The sequence below is a fragment of the Enterobacter sp. 725m/11 genome (assembly GCF_011683705.1).
In the GTDB taxonomy this organism is placed as follows: Bacteria; Pseudomonadota; Gammaproteobacteria; order Enterobacterales; family Enterobacteriaceae; genus Enterobacter; species Enterobacter bugandensis.
This window is the reverse complement of the sequence record NZ_JAAQOK010000020.1, coordinates 32,935-53,862: the sequence shown is the minus strand read 5'-3', so window position 1 is coordinate 53,862 and position 20,928 is coordinate 32,935. Positions and strand designations below refer to the sequence as shown.

At 59.5% G+C, this 20,928-nt stretch carries 11 protein-coding genes; 9 read left to right on the top strand and 2 right to left on the bottom strand.

The window, feature by feature from the left end; genetic code table 11:
• The first annotated feature begins 4 nt into the window (after window positions 1-4).
• From HBA26_RS10785 to HBA26_RS10750, 8 genes are all read left to right on the top strand, one after another.
• A complete protein-coding gene (locus tag HBA26_RS10785; protein ID WP_126344987.1) occupies window positions 5-907 on the top strand; it encodes a LysR family transcriptional regulator in 903 nt (300 codons plus the stop codon).
• A 415-nt stretch (window positions 908-1,322) separates the two neighbouring features.
• Complete coding sequence (locus HBA26_RS10780) at window positions 1,323-1,679, top strand: hypothetical protein (RefSeq protein ID WP_014884928.1); 357 nt, start codon at window positions 1,323-1,325, stop codon at window positions 1,677-1,679.
• Window positions 1,680-2,498: 819 nt separating this feature from the next.
• Window positions 2,499-12,602, top strand: a complete 10,104-nt coding sequence (locus HBA26_RS10775; RefSeq protein WP_166720903.1) for a BapA/Bap/LapF family large adhesin — start codon at window positions 2,499-2,501, stop codon at window positions 12,600-12,602.
• Window positions 12,603-12,682: 80 nt separating this feature from the next.
• The gene (locus HBA26_RS10770; protein ID WP_041908566.1) at window positions 12,683-14,086 is read left to right on the top strand and encodes a TolC family outer membrane protein; all 1,404 of its coding nucleotides are present in this window, start codon (window positions 12,683-12,685) and stop codon (window positions 14,084-14,086) included.
• On the top strand, window positions 14,083-16,278 hold the full coding sequence (locus HBA26_RS10765) for a type I secretion system permease/ATPase (RefSeq protein ID WP_028014148.1): 2,196 nt from the start codon (window positions 14,083-14,085) through the stop codon (window positions 16,276-16,278). The genes HBA26_RS10770 and HBA26_RS10765 overlap by 4 nt, the downstream gene beginning before the upstream one ends.
• A gap of 10 nt (window positions 16,279-16,288) precedes the next feature.
• Window positions 16,289-17,458, top strand: coding sequence for an HlyD family efflux transporter periplasmic adaptor subunit (locus tag HBA26_RS10760; protein ID WP_088204896.1), 1,170 nt, complete (start codon window positions 16,289-16,291; stop codon window positions 17,456-17,458).
• 315 nt (window positions 17,459-17,773) lie between these two features.
• Complete coding sequence (locus HBA26_RS10755; RefSeq protein WP_048957972.1) at window positions 17,774-18,073, top strand: type II toxin-antitoxin system RelE/ParE family toxin; 300 nt, start codon at window positions 17,774-17,776, stop codon at window positions 18,071-18,073.
• A gap of 10 nt (window positions 18,074-18,083) precedes the next feature.
• On the top strand, window positions 18,084-18,431 hold the full coding sequence (locus tag HBA26_RS10750) for a HigA family addiction module antitoxin (protein WP_126344985.1): 348 nt from the start codon (window positions 18,084-18,086) through the stop codon (window positions 18,429-18,431).
• 1 nt (window position 18,432) lies between these two features.
• Here HBA26_RS10750 and HBA26_RS10745 read toward each other — a convergent pair whose 3' ends face one another.
• Complete coding sequence (locus HBA26_RS10745) at window positions 18,433-19,164, bottom strand: helix-turn-helix transcriptional regulator (RefSeq protein WP_126344984.1); 732 nt, start codon at window positions 19,162-19,164, stop codon at window positions 18,433-18,435.
• A gap of 97 nt (window positions 19,165-19,261) precedes the next feature.
• On the opposite strand from HBA26_RS10745, the gene HBA26_RS10740 reads away from it, so the two are divergent.
• The gene (locus HBA26_RS10740) at window positions 19,262-19,681 is read left to right on the top strand and encodes a nuclear transport factor 2 family protein (protein ID WP_126344983.1); all 420 of its coding nucleotides are present in this window, start codon (window positions 19,262-19,264) and stop codon (window positions 19,679-19,681) included.
• Window positions 19,682-19,726: 45 nt separating this feature from the next.
• Here HBA26_RS10740 and HBA26_RS10735 read toward each other — a convergent pair whose 3' ends face one another.
• Window positions 19,727-20,908 carry a PLP-dependent aminotransferase family protein gene (locus HBA26_RS10735; RefSeq protein ID WP_047367525.1) on the bottom strand — a complete coding sequence of 394 codons (1,182 nt, stop codon included), beginning with the start codon at window positions 20,906-20,908 and terminating at the stop codon, window positions 19,727-19,729.
• Window positions 20,909-20,928 lie beyond the last annotated feature (20 nt).

The following is a 20,928-nucleotide window of genomic DNA, read 5'->3' as shown; positions in this document are numbered from 1 at the left end:
AACAATGAAAATCGATCTCAATCTGTTACCCGTTTTTCTGGCGGTCGCCGAGGAGCGTAGCTTTAGCGCTGCCGCCGCGCGGCTGGGCATAACCCGCTCCGCTGTCAGCCAGGGGATTAGGCGTCTTGAAGATGGTTTTCAAACCCTGCTGGTGATGCGCACCACGCGCTCGGTAAGCCTCACTGAAGCAGGGGAACGGCTGCGTAAATCGTTGCAGGCCCCCATCGCCAATATTGAAGCGGCATTTGAAGACGTCGCGTCGGACAGCACACCGCGCGGCCAGCTCAGAATCGCGGTCACCTCAATCGCGGAAGCGTTTCTCTCTGGCCCGCTGCTCGCTTCGTTTGCGGCTACGCATCCTGCGGTATCGCTTGATATCTTCGTGTCGGACGAGGAGTTCGATATCGTGGCGGCGGGCTATGACGCCGGGGTAAGGCTGGGTGAAGTTATTGAAAAAGACATGATCGCCGTTCCCCTTACGGGTCAGCAGCGTGAGAGGGTGGTGGCTTCACCGTCCTATCTGGCGACTCACGGCGTACCTGAGCACCCCCGCGAGCTGGTGGCTCACCGGTGTATCGGCTGGCGCCCAGCCCCGGACGTTGCCCCCTATCGCTGGGAATTTGAGGAGGCGGGCGTTCCTTTCGATGTGGCGATTGAACCGCAGATCACCACAAACGATCTGCGCCTTATGCTCAGCCTGGCACTGGCTGGCGGCGGCATAACCTTAGCCACGGAGGATACATTCACTCCGTATATTGAAACGGGGCAGCTTGTTGCCCTGCTGGATGCGTTTCTTCCGTCTTTTCCAGGCTTTTATCTCTATTTCCCCCAGCGTCACAATATGGCGCCCAAGCTAAGAGCCCTGATCGAGCACGTCCGCCAGTGGCGACAGCCAGCGGCAACGTAAAGCGTTAAACGCTAAAAAGGCCAGTAACTTTCATGCAGATTTTCCTTACCCTGCTGCTGCCCTTTGATAAACATCAACGACACCGCCCTCCTCCCATGGAAAAGTAAAAACGGACACAATTCACTCAGGGGATATGTCGTGCCGGGGATGGCTTAACGATGTATCTCGTACGCTGGACAAGACATCACACAAGGATGGAGCCTTAAAATGTACAGACCCATGGTCGTTATTTTCTTTATTCTGCTGACCCTTGCAGCCCTCATAGAAATAGGTTTTTTATCCTTCGGGTGATCCTCAAGCAAGGGGCGCTTGCCTGGGTACTTTGATCTCATTACAGTTTTTTCCTAAAGCCACCCCGCTTCGTCTGTGCCATGATGAATCACGCTCATAACCGATAACGTTAAATGAGGATATTATGAAAAAAACAATTATCGCATTATCTGCCGTTCTGCTGGCTTCCCCAGTATTTGCTGCGACCACACATGCAACTGACGATACCGTCGCTGCGGCGAACGCAAACGCCAACGAAGCGAAGCAAAAACTGCACGAAGAGCAGAACAAAGGCGAAGAGCTGAAGCTGAAACAGCAGCATGCTGCGGAAGGTAAGAGCGAAAGCTTGGGCAGCAAAGTCAGCGAAGATTCCCAGAAAGCCTGGCATAAAACCAAAGAAGGCACCGAGAAGGGGTGGGATGCCACTAAAGAAGGCGCAGAGAAAGGCTGGAACAAAACCAAAGAAGGTGCCAGCGAGCTGGAAAAGAAAGTTACTGAATAACCGACACACTCACCTCAGGGCCGCGTTAGCGGCCTTTTTTATTACTTCGAATAAAAGCGATACGTCGTGTATATATGCCCCTTTTTGTTCGCCGCCTTATGACGACAGAGAGGATTGATGCAAATGTCCGGATGCCCATCCCTGTGGTCATTTTTTTCGCCCTCAGTATCAGGTAAATGAATGACCGTATTGAAAATACAGCAGGTATTATATTTCCTGCTCGCAGTAGCATAATTCCAACACCACATAAGAATATATTTTAAATCCCTATCAATATAATATATCCTACATCAAGAATGTTATCCTAACTTAAACCATGATTAAGCAGCTTTAAATAATAACATTTTTAATTGCATTCAAAAACGTCACTACCAATTATTCAATTACATCTAAAACATAAATAAAAAAGCATACCGCAATCAGAAAAAATCCAACAAAAACAATCTAATAATAAAATAAATACATAAACCTCATCAATAAATTAATGGCCTCTTTACGACCTACCTCTTTATTTACGAAAGCTTAATTTGCACATTCACCGTTTTCTGGCTATATCATTTTTATATCCTCAAAACCAAATCCTCTATTAATTACAGGGTTTTATAAGGCACAAAATACGCATAACAAACATTCTGTCTCGTAAGTAATTACATTCGCTCTGATGTTGCCACTCTGAATCCTGGCGGGCATCGTTCGCTCTAAAAAAGACGGTGAGTGCTGTTTAAAAAACAGTAACTCCGCCGGGGGCGCCCTTTACCTTCTCCAGAGATGGCTCGTCTTGCTCGTCGTTCACGATAACTCTGCTGGAGTAATACCTAAATGAGCCAAATCTCTGTTATATCAAAACTCACTGGCGTGGAAACGACTACGGAAGGCACACAGGTTACGCTGAGCCATTCCTCTATCGTTGAGCTTCATGTAGAGCGAGCCGATGTCTCCCACTTCGCGCGAAGTGGTAACGATCTGGTGGTGACACTGCACTCAGGGGAAGTGATCACCCTTAAAAATTTCTATGTCACCGACGCACAGGGCGTGAGCCAGCTGGTGCTCCAGGAGAGTGACGGTGCGTTATGGTGGATTGAAGATCCCACCGGGGCCGCCACGTACGAATCCATCGCGTCCACGGACGCCTTGCTGGCCGCATCCGGGAGTGATGCAGGTGGTGCCGCCATCTGGCCGTGGGCGCTGGGCGGCATTGTCGCGGCTGGCGCCATCGCGGCGGTGGCAAGCTCCAGCGGCGGCGGCGGGGATGACGATGATGGGAATAACAACAATCCTAACCCTAACCCCAGTACGCCAGTCGATCCCACCAACCCGGATACAACACCGCCGAATGCACCCTCCAGCCTTCAGTTCTCGTCGGACGGTAAAAGCGTCACCGGTACCGCCGAGCCCGGTAGTACCATCACGCTGAAAGACGCGAACGGCAACGTCCTTGGCACCGGAAAAACCGGCAGTGACGGCAACTTTACCGTGTCTCTCGGTACTCCGCTGACCAACGGCGAACAGGTGACCGCCACCGCAACGGATGCGGCCGGGAATACCAGCCAGGGCACAACGATTACGGCGCCGGATCTCACCGCACCCGATGCCCCAACGATCGGCAGCGTGACGGACGATATTGATCCTCAAACGGGGTCGGTCACAAACGGCGGCAGCACCAACGATCCACGCCCGCAGCTCAGCGGCACCGCGGAGGCGGGCTCCACCGTAACCATCTATGACGGCGGAGTCGCCATTGGCACGGCGCTCGTCGCCAGCAACGGCACCTGGACATTTACCCCGTCAACCGATCTGACTGAAAGCACCCACCAGATTACCGTGCGGGCAACCGACGCCGCCGGCAACCTCGGACCGGCCTCACCGATATTTACCCTCACCGTGGATCTTACCCCGCCGACCGCGCCAACCGCGATTGTGCTGACCGACGATACGGGTGCGATCAGAGGAACCATAACCGCAGGCACGCCTACCGATGCGTCAAAGCCGATCCTGGCGGGAACGGGCGAGCCCGGTGGCACAATCACTATCTACGATAACGGCGTCGCGGTTGGAACCACAACGGTGCTGCCGAACGGCACCTGGAGCGTCACGCCAGACGGCCCGCTCGCGGACGGAACGCACACGATAACCGTCGTTGAAACCGATGCAGCCGGAAACCAGAGTGCGGCCTCAGAGCCGATCATCTTCACCGTGGACACCACGCCGCCGCTGGCCCCCGGCGACCTCGTCGTATCGAATGATGGCGGCACCATCACCGGCACCGCGGAGCCTGGCTGCACGGTAACCATCCGTGAAGGCGACGCTATCCTTGGCACCCCGGTGGCCGACAGCGAGGGCAACTTTAGCCTGACGCTGACCCCGCCTAAGCTCAACGGCGAAATCCTGACCGCAGACGCCACCGACGCTGCGGGCAACACGGGGCCAGCAACCTCCGCAGCAGCGCCGGATATCAGCCCACCGCAGGCCCCGGTTATCGTGTCGGTGATTGACGACGTGCTGAACACAACCGGTCCCGTGGACCAGAATGGGCTGACCAACGACCGGGCGCCGACCCTGAACGGCACGGGCGAACCCGGTTCGACCATCACGATTTTCAACGGCAGCGATATCATCGGCACGGTGGCCGTCCCCTCATCCGGCCTGTGGAGCTTTACGCCGCCCTCTCCGCTGGCCGATGGCACGTACGTGTTGACGGCGACGGCAACGGATGCCGCCGGTAACCCGAGCGGACAATCGAACGCGTGGACCATTATCGTCGACGGGACGGCGCCAGCCGCCCCGGTGATTACGCAGGTCGTTGACGATGTGCCTGAACGAACCGGCTCGCTCGACCTCAATGAGACCACCAATGATTCAACCCCGACGCTCAGCGGTACCGCCGAGGCCAACGCCACGGTCACCATCCGCGTGGATGGGGTTGATATTGGAACCACCGTCGCCGATGGCCTCGGCGCGTGGAGCATTACTCCGGACACCCCGATCGCTGAGGGTCAACATACCCTGACCGCCGTCGCAACTGACGCGGCGGGCAACATTAGCGGCGTTTCCAACAGCTGGGGCATCATCATTGACAGCGTTGCCCCGGATGCGCCGGTCATTACCCAGGTGGTGGATGACGTGCCAGAGCGCCTCGGCGCGCTCAACTCTGGCGACAGCACCAATGACACCACGCCGACGCTCAACGGCACCGCGGAGCCGGGCTCAATCGTCACCATCCGCCAGGATGGCGTCGATCTCACTACCATTGTGATCGACAGCAGCGGCACGTGGACCTATACCCCAACCACACCGCTTGTTAACGGCACCTATACCTTTACCGCTGTCACCACCGATGGAGCGGGTAATACCAGCCAGCCGTCAGGCGGCTTTACCCTGACCGTCGATACCACGCCGCCAGCGGCGGCCACCATCGCCACCGTAACCGATGACGTGGGCGGCGTTAACGGGCCGCTTACCAGCGGCGACACCACCGACGACACCACGCCGACCCTGAGCGGCACCGCGCCGGCAGATGCGGTGATTACCGTCTATGACGGAACCACCCTGCTCGGCACCGCGACCCTCGACGGCAGCGGCGGCTGGAGCTTTACCCCCGTTATCCCGCTCACCGACGGCCCGCATACGCTGACGGTGCATGCCACGGATGCCGCGGGCAATACCACCATCTCAACGCCGTTTGAACTGACGGTAGATACCGTTCCGCCAGCCACGCCGGATATCCCGGCAATCACCGTCAATCCTGACGGTACAGAAACGCCGCTGAACCCGGGAGAAACCACCCGCGACACCACGCCGACCCTGAGCGGCACCGGCAATCCGGGCGATACCGTGACCATCTACAACGGTGGGGTCAAGCTTGATGATGTGCTCGTGGACGGCACCGGCAACTGGACCTGGACGCCAGCTACCCCGCTGCCTAACGGCACCTATGACATTACCCTGACCGTCACCAATATGGACGGCACGGGCAACGAAAGCGCCCCGTCCCAGCCGGTCACCATCACCATTGATACCGATGCGCCAATAGCACCAGCAGCACCGGTGATTACCGATAGCGTCAGCCAGATAACCGGCCCCGTTCCCGATGGCGGAACCACCAACGATCCGCGCCCGGTCCTGAGCGGCACCGGTACGGCGAATGACGTTATCAACATCACTGATACCGTTAACGGCACACCGACCATCGTGGGCACCGTGACGGTAGACAGCAACGGCAACTGGAGCTGGCGTCCTGACAGTAATATTGGGGAAGGCAGCCACGTCTATACCGCCACCGCCACCGATGAGGCGGGCAACGTCTCTGACCCGTCGCCAGCGATTACGATTACCGTGGATACCGTAGCACCGGATGTCCCGGTATTTGACGCCGTCGGGGGCCAGCCGAATGGGGGCTTAATCACCGATGCGACGCCAACCGTCGGAGGTACCGGCACGACTGGCGACACGGTCATCGTTTACAACAACGGCGTTGAGGTAGGACGTGTCGATGTCGTTAACGGAGAATGGAGCTTTGTCCTGCCACCACAGCAGGACGGCCTGCTGAACATCACCGTTGCGGGAGTCGATGCCGCGGGTAACGTCAGCGCGCCGAGCCCGGTCGTTTCCGTCACGCTCGATACCCTTGCGCCTGAAGTCCCGGCCATTACCGAGGTTGAGGGCAGCCAGCTGTCTAATAACCTGCTTTATACGAATGACGGCACGCCGACCCTGACCGGGACCGGCGAGCCCGGCGCCACCGTTATCGTCTCCATCGACGGTACCCCGTCAGGAGCACCGGTAACGATACAGTCGGACGGCAGCTGGAGCTGGACCGCAGGCACAACGCTACCGGATGGCCAGTATGCCTTCACCGTATCTTCCAGCGATCCGGCGGGCAATATTTCAGGGAGTTCCGCACCGGTGAGCGTGACGGTAGATACCGTTGCCCCGGCAGATCCGGGCAACATGAGCCTGCCAGATGAAGGAACACCGCTGACCGGTACCGGTGAAGCGGGCAGCATCATTACCGTGACAAACGGTACTACGGTCATTGGTACTGGCGTTGTCGGCAGCGACGGCAGCTTCTCCATTGCGCTGAGCCCGGCGCAGCTGGACCCAACCACGCTGACCGTGACCGCCACGGACGCCGCAGGAAATGCCAGCGCTGACGTGCCTTTTATCGTCACCGACTCGCCGCTTGAGCTGCCGCAGGTTCCCGTTATTACGGCCATCGTCGATGACGTGGACCCGGTCACCGGCGATGTGAAAGGCAAAACCACCAACGACACCACGCCAACGCTTACCGGTACGGCCGAAGCGGGCAGCGTGATTACTATCTATCAGGACGGTAGCACGACGCCATTAACAACGGTGACTGCCGACGGCAGCGGCAACTGGAGCTATACGCCGGCCGCGCTTGGCGAGGGGCTGCACACCTTTGAGGTGACCGCGACCCTCAACGGTGCCACCAGCGGCCGCTCTCCGGCGGCCAGCGTAACCGTCGATCTGACCGCGCCGGGCACGCCAACCATTGGCTCGGTCATTGACGACGTGGGTCCTGTCACCGGTCCGCTGACCAGCGGCCAGACCACCAACGACAGCCAGCCGACCCTCACCGGCACCGGCGCGGTGGGTGACACCATCTCCATCTACAACAACGGCGTGCTGCTGGACAGCGTGGTGGTTGGTAATACCGGCACCTGGAGCTACACCACGCCCGCCCTGCCAGAAGGCAGTAATGTTCTGACCATCCGCGAGACCGATCCGGCGGGAAATCAGAGCGGTCCTTCGGCGGACTTCACCATCGTGGTGGATTCCATTTCCACCACGCCGGTCATCACCAACGTAACGGATAATGTGGGCAATACCGCCACCCCGGTAGCCAGCGGCAGCGAAACGAACGACGCCACGCCAACCCTTTCGGGGACAGCGGACGCAAACAGCATCGTGACCATTTTCGATGGCGCTACCCAGATTGCCGTGGTTACGGCTGATGGCACCGGCGCGTGGAGCTTTACGCCAGAGACCGCGCTTGTCGAAGGGCCACACGCGTTCACGGTTCAGGCAACCGATCCGCAGGGTAACCTGAGCCTGGCCTCCGCCCCGTGGAGCGTGGTGGTTGACCTCACGGCGCCGACGGTTCCAACGTTGGATACGGTAAGTGATAACGTCCCTGGCGGCGTCACGGGCAACCTCACCAGCGGGCAGGCGACCAACGACAACACCCCAACGATTAGCGGCACCGGACAGGCAGGCAGCACCATCTACATCATGAATAACGGTACGCAGTTGGGTACGACGACCGTCGACGTAAACGGTAACTGGTCCTTCACCCCGACCACGCCGCTGGACGACGGCAGCTACTCCCTGCGCGCGTACGCAACGGATGCCGCGGGCAACGCCTCGGCGAACTCGTCGGTCTTCGCCTTCACCGTCGATACCGCAGGCCCCGGCGTGCCGGTGGTGACCAGCGTGATTGACGATGTCGCACCGATCACGGGGACGCTCACGTCGGGTAACAGCACTAACGACGCGCGTCCGACCTTCAACGGTACGGGCGACGTGGGTTCTACGGTGCACGTGATTGTTGATGGCAACGAAATTGGCACCGCCGTGGTCAATGCCCAGGGCAGCTGGACCTTCACGCCGGGTACCGATCTGATCGACGGACCGCATGCCATTACCTTCAACGCCACCGACGCGGCGGGCAACGTGGGTACTGCAACGGCACCGTTTAACCTGACGGTGGATACGGGCGTGCCGTCTGCGCCGGTCATTTCAGCCGCGGCAGATAACGTGGGCAGTATTCAAACCCCGCTCACTTCCGGGCAAAGCACCGACGACACCACGCCAACGCTGAGCGGCACCGCGACGGCCAACGCTACGGTCACCATCTATGAAAACGGGCAGCCTGTCGGCACCGCACTGGCAGACGGTACCGGAGCATGGAGCTTTACGCCGTCCACGCCACTGGCGGCTGGCAGCCACACCTGGACCGCCACGGTCACCGATGCCGCAGGGAACATCAGCCCCGCCTCGCCAGGCTTTACGCTGGTTGTCGATAGCACGGCACCCACCGCGCCGGTTATCAGCCAGGCGATTGACGATGTAGGGAGCATTACCGGGCCAATCACGTCCGGGCAGACGACCGACGACACCGTACCGCGGCTGGTCGGAACCAGCGAACCGTTTGCCACCGTGAATATCTATGAGGGAACCACGCTGGTCGGGACGGGCACCGCAGACGGCAGCGGCAGCTGGAGTATCTTACTCAATACCACGCTGACAGAGGGGGCGCACAGCTTCACCGCGCAGGCTACGGATGCCGCAGGCAACACCAGCGCGTCGTCCGCAAGCTTCAGTCTGACGATTGACACCGCGCCGCCAGCGCTGCCGGTGCTCACCAGCATTCTGGATGACGTCGGCAATGCGGCAACGCCAGTCGCGAACGGAGGAATAACCAACGACGCGCAGCCAACCCTCAGCGGTACGGCGGAAGCGGGTTCTACGGTGAAAATCTTCGATAACGGCGTGCAGATCGGCAGCGTGATCGCCACCGGCGGGGCGTGGAGCTATACGCCTTCTCCGGCGCTGGGCAACGGCCCGCACACGTTGACCTTTACCGCCACCGATGCGACGGGCAATGCCAGCGCGCCAACCGCCGGGTACACGATTAACGTCGATACCCTTGCCCCGGCAGCGCCGGTCATCAGCTCGGTAATTGATGATGTCGGTAGCGTCATCGGTCCGGTAACCGGTACCAACCCGACCAACGACACGCGTCCGGCGCTGAGCGGGACCGCCGAAGCGAATGCAACGGTACGGATCTACGATGGCATCACGCTGGTGGGCACCGTCACCGCCGACGGCAATGGCAACTGGACGCTGCCGGAAACCACCACGCTGACGCAGGGCACCCACAACTTCACCGCCACGGCCACCGATGCCGCAGGCAACACCAGCCCGGCATCGGCCGTGACGACGATTATCGTCGATCTGACCGCGCCAACGGCCCCAACCGGAACCTTCAACGCCGACGGTAGCGTATTAACCGGGAATGCTGAAGCAGGCAGTACCGTCACCATCCGACTCACGGACGGCTCGACGGTCACGACCACAGCGGGCAGCAACGGCACGTACAGCTACACCTTCGTAAACAAACAGACTGAAGGCCAGACGCTGCAAATCACCGCCACCGACGCGGCGGGCAATATCTCGCAGCCCGGCTCGGCGCTTGCGCCAGTGGTGCCGCTCTCCGCCAGCAATAATGTCGAAGAGCTGGATCTCAGCACCACGGCCACCGTCACCAACAGCCAGTACAGCGACTACGGCTTCCTGCTGGTCGGTGCCGTGGGCAACGTCCTGACGCTGCTCGGTAATGACACCGCTCAGGTCAATTTCACCGTGGGCAGCGGCGGCAGCGCGGATATCGTCGTGAACGCCAACGCCACGGGCGCGGTGCTCTCTCTGCTCAACACCCTTGAGCTGGTGGTTCAGCGCTTTGACACCGTTAACAACACCTGGACTACCGTAGTCGATACCGGACAGCCGCAGTTTGCCGACCTGCTGACCCTCGGCGCAACCGGCGTGTCGTTGAACCTGACCGGGCTGGCGGACGGCAACTACCGCGTGCTGAGCTATAACACCAACCTGCTGGCAACCGGCTCCTACACCAGCCTCGACGTGGCGGTGAAAGAGACCGGGCCGGGCACCGTTACGGGCGACACCAGCCTCGGCGGTAACGTGATCACCGACGTTGACCCAACCGCAGGCAGCGACAACGCTCCGGCAGGGGCAACGGTCACGGCCGTCACCAACGCCCAGGGTGTCACCACCAGCGTCACTGCCGACGGCACGGTGATCCAGGGTCAGTACGGTACGCTGACCATTAACCGCGACGGCAGTTACACCTACGATCTGACCAACACCAGCGCATCGGTGATTGGCCGGACGGAGAGCTTCAGCTACACCATCACGCATAACGGCGTCAGCGCGTCGGCGAATCTGGTGCTGTCGCTGGGCACCGGTACCGCCACCAGCGGTATTGTCGCGGTTGACGATACGAACTCGCTGACCTTCGATACCACCGTCAACGCGATTGACAACGGTACGTCGTCCCAGGGCGGCTTTACCCTGGTGGGAATCAATCTCGGCAACACGCTGGGGCTGAACCTGCTGGACGATATGACCAATCCCATCATCTATAACGTGGAGGAAGGCACTACCCGCACCATGACCATCCAGGCCTCCGTGGGCGGCGTGGCGCTGGCGTCGGTGTTTGATCTGTACGTCTATAAGTTCAACAACGCGACCCAGACCTTCGAGCAGATGCGCGTTGAACCAGGCTGGCTGCGCGCGCCGCTGCTGGGCGGCACCTCGCCTCAGCTGACGCTGCAACTGCCGGCCGGTGAGTACCTGTTCCTGCTGAATACGGCTGCGGGGATCACCGCCCTGACGGCCTACACGCTGGACGTGCTGCAGGATCATGTCTACAGCGTGGCGAGCGTCAGCGCGAGCACTACCGGGGACGTTCTGTCGGATGATATTGCGCCAGTCGGCACGCTGGTGACGGAAGTTAATGGCGTAGCGGTGAACAGCAGCGGTCTGACGAACATTACCGGCGAGTACGGTACGCTGAGCATCAACGCGGCCGGGGAGTACACCTACACCCTGAATAGCGGCGTCGGCGTTGACCACATCAGCACCCCGGATACCTTCGTCTACACCATTACCGCGCCGGACGGCACGAAAGACACGGCTTCGATCAACATCACCCCAACCGCGCAGCCGATGAATGCGGTGAATGATGTCAGCACCGCGATGGACGTGACGTCGGTACACCACACCGCCGCGTACTCGGATACAACCGTCGGGTCGGCGAGCTGGAACGCCGCGCTGCTCGCTTCAACCCAGGGCTCCGGCTCCGGCACCTTCGTGGTGGATGCCAATACCGCGCTGCACAACGTGGTGCTGTCGTTTAACGTCGCCTCGTTGCTGACGCTTACAGGGTTGACGGTTGACTGGACGCTGACCAACGGCGCCACCACCGTCAGAACCGGCTCGTTCAACGGCGGGCTGCTGCTGGGCGGCACGGCAACGGTCAACCTGACGGGTCTCGACCTGGAGGCGGGGACCTACACCCTGAGCTATACAGGCAGAATGGGGCCGCTGGGAGTAGGAAATATCACCATCACCCCAAGCGTCACCGGCACAAGCTACTCGCTGTCGCAGTTCGACGCCACGGGCACCCACACCGTTGACGGCAACATTTTCGACGGCACTGGTTCCGCAGGGACGATGGACCAGCTGCACTCGGTGGATACCCGCGTGAGCATTACCGGCTACGACGGCGTTACCACTACGCTGGATCCCTACACCGGCAGCACGCAGTCGAGCATCACGGGTCACTACGGCACGCTGGCGATTGCCGCAGACGGCAGTTACACCTATACGCTCAACCCGGGGATATCGCTCTCTACCATTACCACGAAGGAGGTCTTTAACTACACCCTGACCGATGCCAACGGCACCACGGACACCGCGTCGCTGACCATCAACATGGCGCCGAAATTTATCAGTTCGGAGCATAACGATGTGATTAGCGGTACGGCCTACGGCGACACGCTGATTTATCAGGTGCTGAACAGCACGGCGGGCAACGCGACGGGGGGCAACATCACCAGCGCTGGCGGCGACCACTGGACGAACTTCTCCCTGGCGCAGGGAGACAAGATCGACATTGGCGATCTGCTGGTGGGCTGGGACGGTAATACCGCCTCGCTGGGGAATTATATCAATGTCACGCAAAGCGGTAGCAACACTGTGATCTCCATCGACCGTGACGGCGCAGGGAGCACCTACACTAATACTGCACTCGTTACGCTTGATAACGTGCAGACCACGTACGACGAGCTTGTGAACCAGCAACACATCATTACCTGATAGCACCTGCAGGACATGACCCGGGCGCACAGCGCCCGGGCATAAATAATAAAGCTGTACTTATTTATTAGGGACAAGACATGGGAATAAAGATGCCTTACTGGTGGCTCTCGTGCTGCCTGATATCTGTACCCGCCATCGCGGCAAACCCGGCGGCAACCATCAATACCGGACAGCTCCGCGAAACGCAGGAACTCCCCTCACTGAATGGCCGCGTCGCCCCGGTGGCAGGCAAAGCCGCTCCCGGTTCACTACAGCTTGGCGAGGCCGTTAATCGCGCCGTCACCTGGCACCCGGCGATCGCTGAAGCCGTGGGCAAACTCTACGAACAGAACGAAGAGGTCGACGTCGCCAAATCGAAATACTATCCGCAAATCAACGCCGGCATGGACAACGGGTATTCCCACGACGGCGACCAGAACGGCTTTACGCCGTCGCTGGTGCTCTCTCTTTCACAGATGCTCTACGACTTCGGCAAAGTGGCAAGCCAGGTGCGGGCCGAAAACGCCGGGGTCGCCCAGCAGCAGGCCAACGTGCTGGTCAGCATCGACACCATCGCCCACGATACCGCTATCGCCATGGTGCAGGTGCAAACCTGGCAGCAGATGGTCGACACCGCCAAAGAGCAGCTTGACGCCCTCTCATCAATAGGCACCCTGACCCGCCAGCGTAACGACGAAGGGGCCACTTCCCTGTCTGACGTGGTGCAGACCGACGCGCGCATTGAAGGGGCGCGCGCCCAGCTGATGCAGTATCAGGCCAGCCTCGACAGCGCCCGCGCCACGCTGATGAGCTTTCTCGGCTGGAACAGCCTGAACGATATCAGCAATGACTTTCCGCAGAAGCTGGCCCGCAGTTGCGATATCGCCGAGCCGGACGATCGTCTGGTGCCTGCGGTCCTCGCCGCCTGGGCACAGGCGAACGTCGCTCAGGCTAACCTTGACTACGCCGACGCGCAGATGACGCCAACCGTCTCGCTGGAGCCGGAAGTCCGTCACTATCTGAACGATCGCTACGCGGGTAACGAAACGCGGGACCGCACCCAATATTCCGCCTGGGTGAAAGTCCAGATGCCGCTCTATCAGGGCGGCGGACTCACCGCCCGACGCAACGCCGCCGGTCACGCGGTGGAAGCGGCGCAGTCGACCATTCAGCGCACGCGCCTCGATGTCCGCCAGAAGCTGCTGGAGGCCCGCAGCCAGGTCATGAGCCTGCAAAGCACGCTGCAAATTCAGGGCCGCCAGGAGGCGCTCAGCGCCCGCACCCGCGAGCTCTACCAGCAGCAGTATCTCGATCTCGGCTCGCGCCCGCTTCTGGACGTGCTCAACGCCGAGCAGGAGGTCTATCAGGCGCGCTTTACCCAGCAGCAGACCCTCGGTCAGCTGCATCAGCTGCAGCTCAACTGCCTCTATAACACCGGGCAATTGCGTCATGCGTTCGATCTTGATAACCGCACCATCCAGACCGTGGAGATCCAGCCATGAAGCAACGCGACATCCCGCAGGGGGAAACGATGACGGATGAGGCGCTGGAGCAGTGGGCTCAGGCGTTTGGCTTTGTCGCCACGCGCTACCGCGTTGCCTGTTCGCCAGGCTCGCTCGTCGCGGGCGCGCCGTGGCTGAAAGGCAAACCGATGGTGCCCGCACTGACTCAGCTTGCCCGTGAAGCCGGGCTGACGTTCCAGCTGCTGACGGCCGATCAGCAGTCGATCAACAGCTGGCGTCTGCCGGTGGTGGTGGCGCTGAACGACGGAAAAATCGGCGTGATCGAGAATTTCGACGGAGAAGATACGCTCGAGGTCAGCTTTTTCGACGACAAGACATACACCAACCGCCTGTCGATGAGCGCAATGTTGCCCGCCATCCGCCACGTTATCGCCCTGCGTCCGCTGGCCGCGCTTAAGGACAGCCGCGTGGACGCCTACATCTCAAAGTACCGTCCGGACTGGCTCTACCGGCTGGTAATGCGCGACCTGCGCCCCTACAGCTGGGTGATGCTGGCGGCGCTGTTTATCAATGTGCTCTCCCTCTCCGGCATTGTCTTTTCCATGCAGGTGTATGACCGTGTGATCCCCGCCCAGTCCTACCCGACGCTCTACGTGCTGACCATCGGGGTGCTGATCGCCACCCTGTTTGGCTTTGTGCTGCGCGTTGCGCGCGGGCACATTATGGATCTGCTGGGCAAACGCTCGGATCTGCGCGTCTCTGATCGCGTGTTCGGCCACGCGTTACGGCTGCGCCACAGCGCCATTCCGCGCTCCACCGGCAGCTTTATCTCTCAGCTGCGCGAGCTGGAGCAGATCCGCGAGATGGTCACCTCCTCCACCATCTCGACGATTGTCGATCTGCCCTTCTTCTTCCTGTTTGTGGTGGTGCTGGCGATCATCGCGCCGCAGCTGGCGTGGATCGCCCCGGTGGCGGCAGTGATCATGGTGCTGCCGGGCCTGCTGCTGCAAAAGAAGCTGGCCGAGCTGGCGAAGCAGTCGGCCCATGAATCCACCCTGCGCAACGCGGTGCTGGTGGAGAGCGTGCAGGGGCTGGAGGACATCAAGCTGATGCAGGCGGAGAACCGCTTTTTGCAGCAGTGGAACAGCTATATCCAGATCACCGCGGAATCCGGCCTGCGCACCCGCGAGCTGACCCAGAACCTGATCAGCTGGGGGATGACCGTCCAGAGCCTGGTTTACGCCGCCGTGATCGTGGTTGGCGCGCCTATGGTGATTGACGGCACGCTAACCACCGGCTCGGTGGTGGCCGCCTCAATGCTGGCCTCCCGGATGATCGCCCCGATGGCGACGCTGTGCGGCGTGCTCGCCCGCTGGCAGCAGGTTAAGGCCGCCAAAGAGGGGCTGGACAGCATTATGCAGCTTCCTACTGAAAATCAGCGTGAAGAGACGCCGATCCGCCAGGACGTGCTGCGCGGACACTATCTTTTCGAGCAGGCGCAGTTCCGCTATCAGCCGGAAGATCCGCGCATGGCGCTGCGCATTAACCGTCTTGAGATCAGGCCGGGCGAGAAAGTGGCGATCCTCGGGCGTAACGGCGCGGGCAAATCCACTCTCCTGCAGGCGATGGCGGGCGGCATGGATCTGGCGGCCGGCGAGTTGCGGCTCGACAACCTCAGCCTACCGCATCTGGACGTGGCCGACGTGCGGCGAAACGTCGGCTTTATGACCCAGAACGCGCGGCTGTTTTACGGCACCCTGCGCGAGAACATCACCCTCGGCATGCCGCGCGCCACCGACGAAGAGATTTTCGAGGTGCTGGAGATGTGCGGCGCAGCCAGCTTTGTGCAGAAGCTGCCGAAGGGGCTGGACTACCCGATTATGGAGAACGGCGTGGGATTGTCCGGCGGGCAGCGGCAGTCGATTCTGCTGGCGCGGATGTTGCTGCGCGATCCGAATATCGTGCTGATGGATGAGCCGACCGCTTCCCTTGACGAACACACCGAGCGGGAATTTATCCAGCGCCTGGGGGCGTGGCTCGGCAACCGGACGCTGGTTGTCGCCACCCACCGCGTGCCGGTGCTGGAGCTGGTGGAGCGCGTGGTCGTGCTGAAAGATGGGATGCTGGTCATGGACGCGCCAAAAGCGCAGGCGCTGAACAACAGCCGCATGCAGCAACAGCAGCAGGCAGCAACCGGACGGGAGTGGAAAAATGAAAATCAGTCAGCGTGACGTAGCGGCGATGGACGATCTGGATAATGCGCTCGACTCCGAAAGCGGCTATACCGGCGCGCGGCGGATTGTGATCTTTTCGCTGCTGATGTTTGTGGCGCTGGGCGTCTGGGCGTGGTTTGGGATGCTGGATGAAGTCTCAACGGGAACCGGAAAAGTGATCCCCAGCTCGCGCGAGCAGGTGTTGCAGTCGCTGGATGGGGGGATCCTCACCGAGCTGAACGTACACGAAGGCGATCAGGTGCAGGCCGGACAGGTGCTGGCGCGGCTGGATCCAACACGTTCCGAATCGAACGTCGGCGAAAGCGCGGCGCGCTACCGCGCGTCGCTTGCCTCCAGCGCCCGTCTGTACGCCGAGGTGAACGATCTGCCGCTGAAGTTCCCGCCTTCGCTGGAGAAATGGACCGAACTGACCGCCGCCGAAACGCGGCTCTACAATTCGCGCCGCGCGCAGCTGGAGGACACGCAGCGTGAACTGCGTTCAGCGTTAGATCTCGCAAACAAAGAGCTGGCGATCACCCAGCGGCTGGTAAAAACCGGCGCCGCCAGCCACGTGGAAGTGCTCCGCCTGCAGCGGCAGAAAAGCGACCTGGAGCTGAAGCTCACCGACGTGCGTTCCCAGTATTACGTTCAGGCGCGCGAGGCGTTATCCAAGGCCAACGCCGAGGTGGATATGGTCTCGGCGATCCTCAAAGGCCGCGAGGATTCTGTCACCCGCCTGACGGTAAAATCCCCGGTGCGCGGGATCGTAAAAAACATCAAAGTCACCACCATCGGCGGCGTGATCCCGCCCAACGGCGAGCTGATGGAGATTGTGCCGGTGGACGATCATCTGCTGATTGAAACCCGCCTCTCGCCGCGCGATATCGCCTTTATCCACCCGAACCAGGAGGCGCTGGTGAAGATCACCGCCTACGATTACGCCATCTACGGCGGGCTGCACGGGGTGGTGGAGACTATATCCCCGGACACTATCCAGGACGAGGCCAAGCCGGAGGTGTTCTACTACCGCGTGTTTATCCGCACCAGCCAGGATTACCTGGTGAATAAGGCGGGCAGGCATTTCTCGATCGTGCCGGGGATGATTGCCACAGTGGACATCAAGACCGGAGAGAAAACGGTACTGGATTATCTGATCAAGCCGTTTAACCGGGCGAAGGAGGCGCTGAGGGAGCGGTAGTCTTCGCCGGGCAGCGGCTACGATCTTCCCCTTCACCCTCTCCCCAAAGGGGCGAGGGGATGATTCGCTGCTCGCAGTAATTTGTGGGGATTCTTCAGCCCTGTGGGAGAGGGCTGGAGTGAGGGCATCATGCCGCACCCACACCACAATCCCCCTTTTCTGGAATCCGCCTCGAAGAAACCGCTTTTAATGACGCCTTCCGCTTTCCTTCAGCCTGCATCAGGGTAACATAGCCGCCAATCGAAACGCACTTGCGCACTGTGCAAGAGTGCATTACTATTCACATAGCTTCATGGAGTGGAGCTAATAAGCGCTATGATTAATCATTTTCGTGATCAATGGCTTAAGGATTTTTTTCTGTACGGGAAATCAAGCAATGTGATCCCTTCAAGCCTTGAATCAGCCTTAGCGAGGAAGCTGGATATGATCAACGCTGCCACCTCGCACCGGGAGCTGAGATCCCCGCCAGGCAATATGTATGAATCGCTGAATCCCCCGCTTGCAGGGTACTCTGCGATTCGCGTTAACAGGCAATACAGGTTGGTATTCAGGTGGTCAGAGGGCAAAGCAGACGATCTCTACCTCTCTCCGCACAAGTACACGCCATACAAATGAGGCATTACCTATGACTCTTCAACAGGCTCTACGCAAACCCACCACGCCGGGCGATGTGTTGCAGTATGAATATCTTGAGCCGCTCAATCTGAAAATTAGCGATCTCGCGGAAATGCTTAACGTGCACCGTAACACCATCAGTGCTCTCGTTAATAATAATCGTAAACTGACGGCCGATATGGCATTCAGACTGGCCAGGGCGTTTGATACCACTATTGAATTCTGGTTGAAACTGCAGCTAAACGTCGACATCTGGGAAGCACAAACTAATTCCCGGACTCAGGAGGAGTTGAGCCGTATAAAAACGATTGCAGAAATCATGGCAAAAAGGAAATCAGGCCAGCCGGATGTGGCCTGAATCAAACCGGCTCCACAGCGCCACTTTTAATCCCCCACTGCCCCGGCGTTTTACCGGTCCACAATCTGAAAACTTCAATAAATGCGCTGACGCTGCTGTAGCCGCAGGACAGCGCAATCCATCCCACCGGCTTCCCCGCCGCCAGCCACTCCATTGCCTGCATGACGCGCGCCAGCTGCCGCCAGTTGACGAAATTCATTCCCGTCTGGGCGCTAAATCGACGGTTAAACGTACGCACGCTCATCCCGGCATGGCTGGCATGGCTGTTGACCGTTTGATTATCATCGACACACTGCAGCAAGTGGCTGACCACCTTCTTCAGACGCGGATCCGTCGGTACGGGCAGATAAAAGCGCACCTGAGGCGTCAGGGCAAGCTCATCCAGCAGCAGGGTGAGCTTTCGCGGATCGTACTCGTTTTCTGCAACGCTTAAGCGGGAAAACAGTGCATGAGTGAGATCGTCGGGCTCGAACAGCGCGGGGGCATCGGGAAGCATTGCACAGCACGCAGGGTCAAGATAGATAGCGCAGCCTTCTATCGCGCTTTCAGAAAAGGCGGCGTGCTGCTGGCCCGGCGGGATCCAGCCAATATGGTTTGCGGGTACAACCGAACGCCCCTGTTGGGTCTCAATCACCAGCAGCCCCGTTGCAATACGCCAGAGCTGTCCGGTGGCATGGCTGTGCCACGCGGTGCGGTAACCGCCGGGATGGCGGAGCGTCTCTGTACCGATCATCTTATCCTGGCCGAAAATCGTTATTCATCGACGTATTACAAAAACTGTGCCGTCGACTGTCAAGGATAATGGTGGCTCAACTACACAAGGAGCCAACATGAGCATCATCACAACCCTGATAGCCCAGCCTGACAATACCCTACAGCGCGAAAAAATGGCGTGCCTGTTAAGCCGCTTGTTCAAAGGCGAATTAGATCCCGCAGAGGTGTTCACGCCCGATTACCAGCAGTACACGGATGGTCACGCGCTTGATTTTCTGGGTTTTGTGCAGCACCTGAACCACGTCCGCTCGCAGATCCGCGCGATCGCATTCAGGGTAGAAGAGCTGGCCTGTCACGAGAATCTTTTAGCAGACCGGCACTGGGCTACGGTGACGTATCCAGATGGTCGCCAGGCGGAATTAGAGGTGTATATGTTTGCCGCACTGCGCGAGGGGAAAATCTGTCGTATCCATGAAGTGACGCAGACGATCGGCGACGATGCTTCAGACCGCGCGCTCGCCCACGCCACACAATAAGCTCACCCTGCGCGCACAACGGCAACTGCCGTTATGCGCGCTCTGTTACAGGGAGATCTTCAGGCGTCGAACCGCTTCTTTAAGCTGCTCATCCGTTGGGGTGACGAATGACATGCGCAGCGTTGTCGGGTCCGGTTCGTTGCAGTAGAAGAACTCGCCCGGTACAAACACCACGCCGTTGCTTAAGGTTTTTTCCAGCCATTTCGTCGTATTCATGCCGTTGTTCATTTTTGCCCACAGGAACATCCCGCCCTTCGGCTTGTGGAACGACATCACATCGCCCAGCTCGGCTTCCAGTTCCGTTGCAAACGTCTGGTATTTCTGGCGATAGGCCTCGCGGATCATTTTAATCTGGTTCGCCAGACGCCCGGTTTTCAGGTACTCGTAGGTCATCAGCTGGGACAGCGTGCTGGTGTGCAGATCGGTGGTTTGCTTGAGGTTCACCACCGCGCGCTTCAGCCATTCCGGCACCAGCACCCAGCCCACGCGGGTGCCCGGCGCGAGGATTTTGGAGAAGGTAGAGGTGTACACCACGTTATCCTCATTGCCGATATCTTTCGCATGGGCAATCAGCGGGCGGAACACGTCGTCGGTGTAGTTAATTTCGCTGTACGGATCGTCTTCGATAATCACGAAGTCGTAGCGCTTTGATAATTCCACCAGCTGTTTACGGCGCGCTTCGGAAAGCGTTACGCCGCCAGGGTTACCAAAGGTTGGAACGATATAAACCGCCTTGATGGTTTTCTTCGCCACCAGCGCTTCAAGTTCATCGACCTTCATGCCGTCGCCGTCGGTGCCGACGGATTCAAAATTCGCCTGTGCCAGGCCAAAGACCTGCAGCGCGGCGAGATAGGTAGGACGTTCAACGACAACCGTATCGCCCGGATTAATTAACGCACGCGCCAGCACGTCCAGAGATTGTTGAGAGCCGGAAGTAATGACCACGTCATCGGCCTTACAGGCGATGCCACGCCCCTCGCAGATGCGTTTAATTTCTTCGCGCAGCCCCGGTACACCTTCCGTCAGGCCATACTGGAACGCCTCGCCAAAATTCTGTGACAACACGGCATCGGCGGCAATTTTAAGCCCTTCGCGATCGAACAGGTCCGGATTGGGAATACCGCCGCCCAGCGAAATCACGCCCGCCATTTTGCTATGTTTTAATAATTCACGGATGGCAGATGATTGCAGGCCCTGCGCGCTGCTGGCGAGTTTGTTTGCAGACATTCTTTGATTACCTTCTTTTT

Bases quoted from the DNA above. Each gene is read 5' to 3' on its own strand.
- HBA26_RS10735 (WP_047367525.1), bottom strand. From the start codon at position 20,908: ATGTCTGCAAACAAACTCGCCAGCAGCGCGCAGGGCCTGCAATCATCT.
- HBA26_RS10770 (WP_041908566.1), top strand. From the start codon at position 12,683: ATGGGAATAAAGATGCCTTACTGGTGGCTCTCGTGCTGCCTGATATCT.
- HBA26_RS10740 (WP_126344983.1), top strand. From the start codon at position 19,262: ATGAGCATCATCACAACCCTGATAGCCCAGCCTGACAATACCCTACAG.
- HBA26_RS10755 (WP_048957972.1), top strand. From the start codon at position 17,774: ATGATTAATCATTTTCGTGATCAATGGCTTAAGGATTTTTTTCTGTAC.
- HBA26_RS10780 (WP_014884928.1), top strand. From the start codon at position 1,323: ATGAAAAAAACAATTATCGCATTATCTGCCGTTCTGCTGGCTTCCCCA.
- HBA26_RS10745 (WP_126344984.1), bottom strand. From the start codon at position 19,164: ATGATCGGTACAGAGACGCTCCGCCATCCCGGCGGTTACCGCACCGCG.
- HBA26_RS10775 (WP_166720903.1), top strand. From the start codon at position 2,499: ATGAGCCAAATCTCTGTTATATCAAAACTCACTGGCGTGGAAACGACT.
- HBA26_RS10785 (WP_126344987.1), top strand. From the start codon at position 5: ATGAAAATCGATCTCAATCTGTTACCCGTTTTTCTGGCGGTCGCCGAG.
- HBA26_RS10760 (WP_088204896.1), top strand. From the start codon at position 16,289: ATGGACGATCTGGATAATGCGCTCGACTCCGAAAGCGGCTATACCGGC.
- HBA26_RS10750 (WP_126344985.1), top strand. From the start codon at position 18,084: ATGACTCTTCAACAGGCTCTACGCAAACCCACCACGCCGGGCGATGTG.
- HBA26_RS10765 (WP_028014148.1), top strand. From the start codon at position 14,083: ATGAAGCAACGCGACATCCCGCAGGGGGAAACGATGACGGATGAGGCG.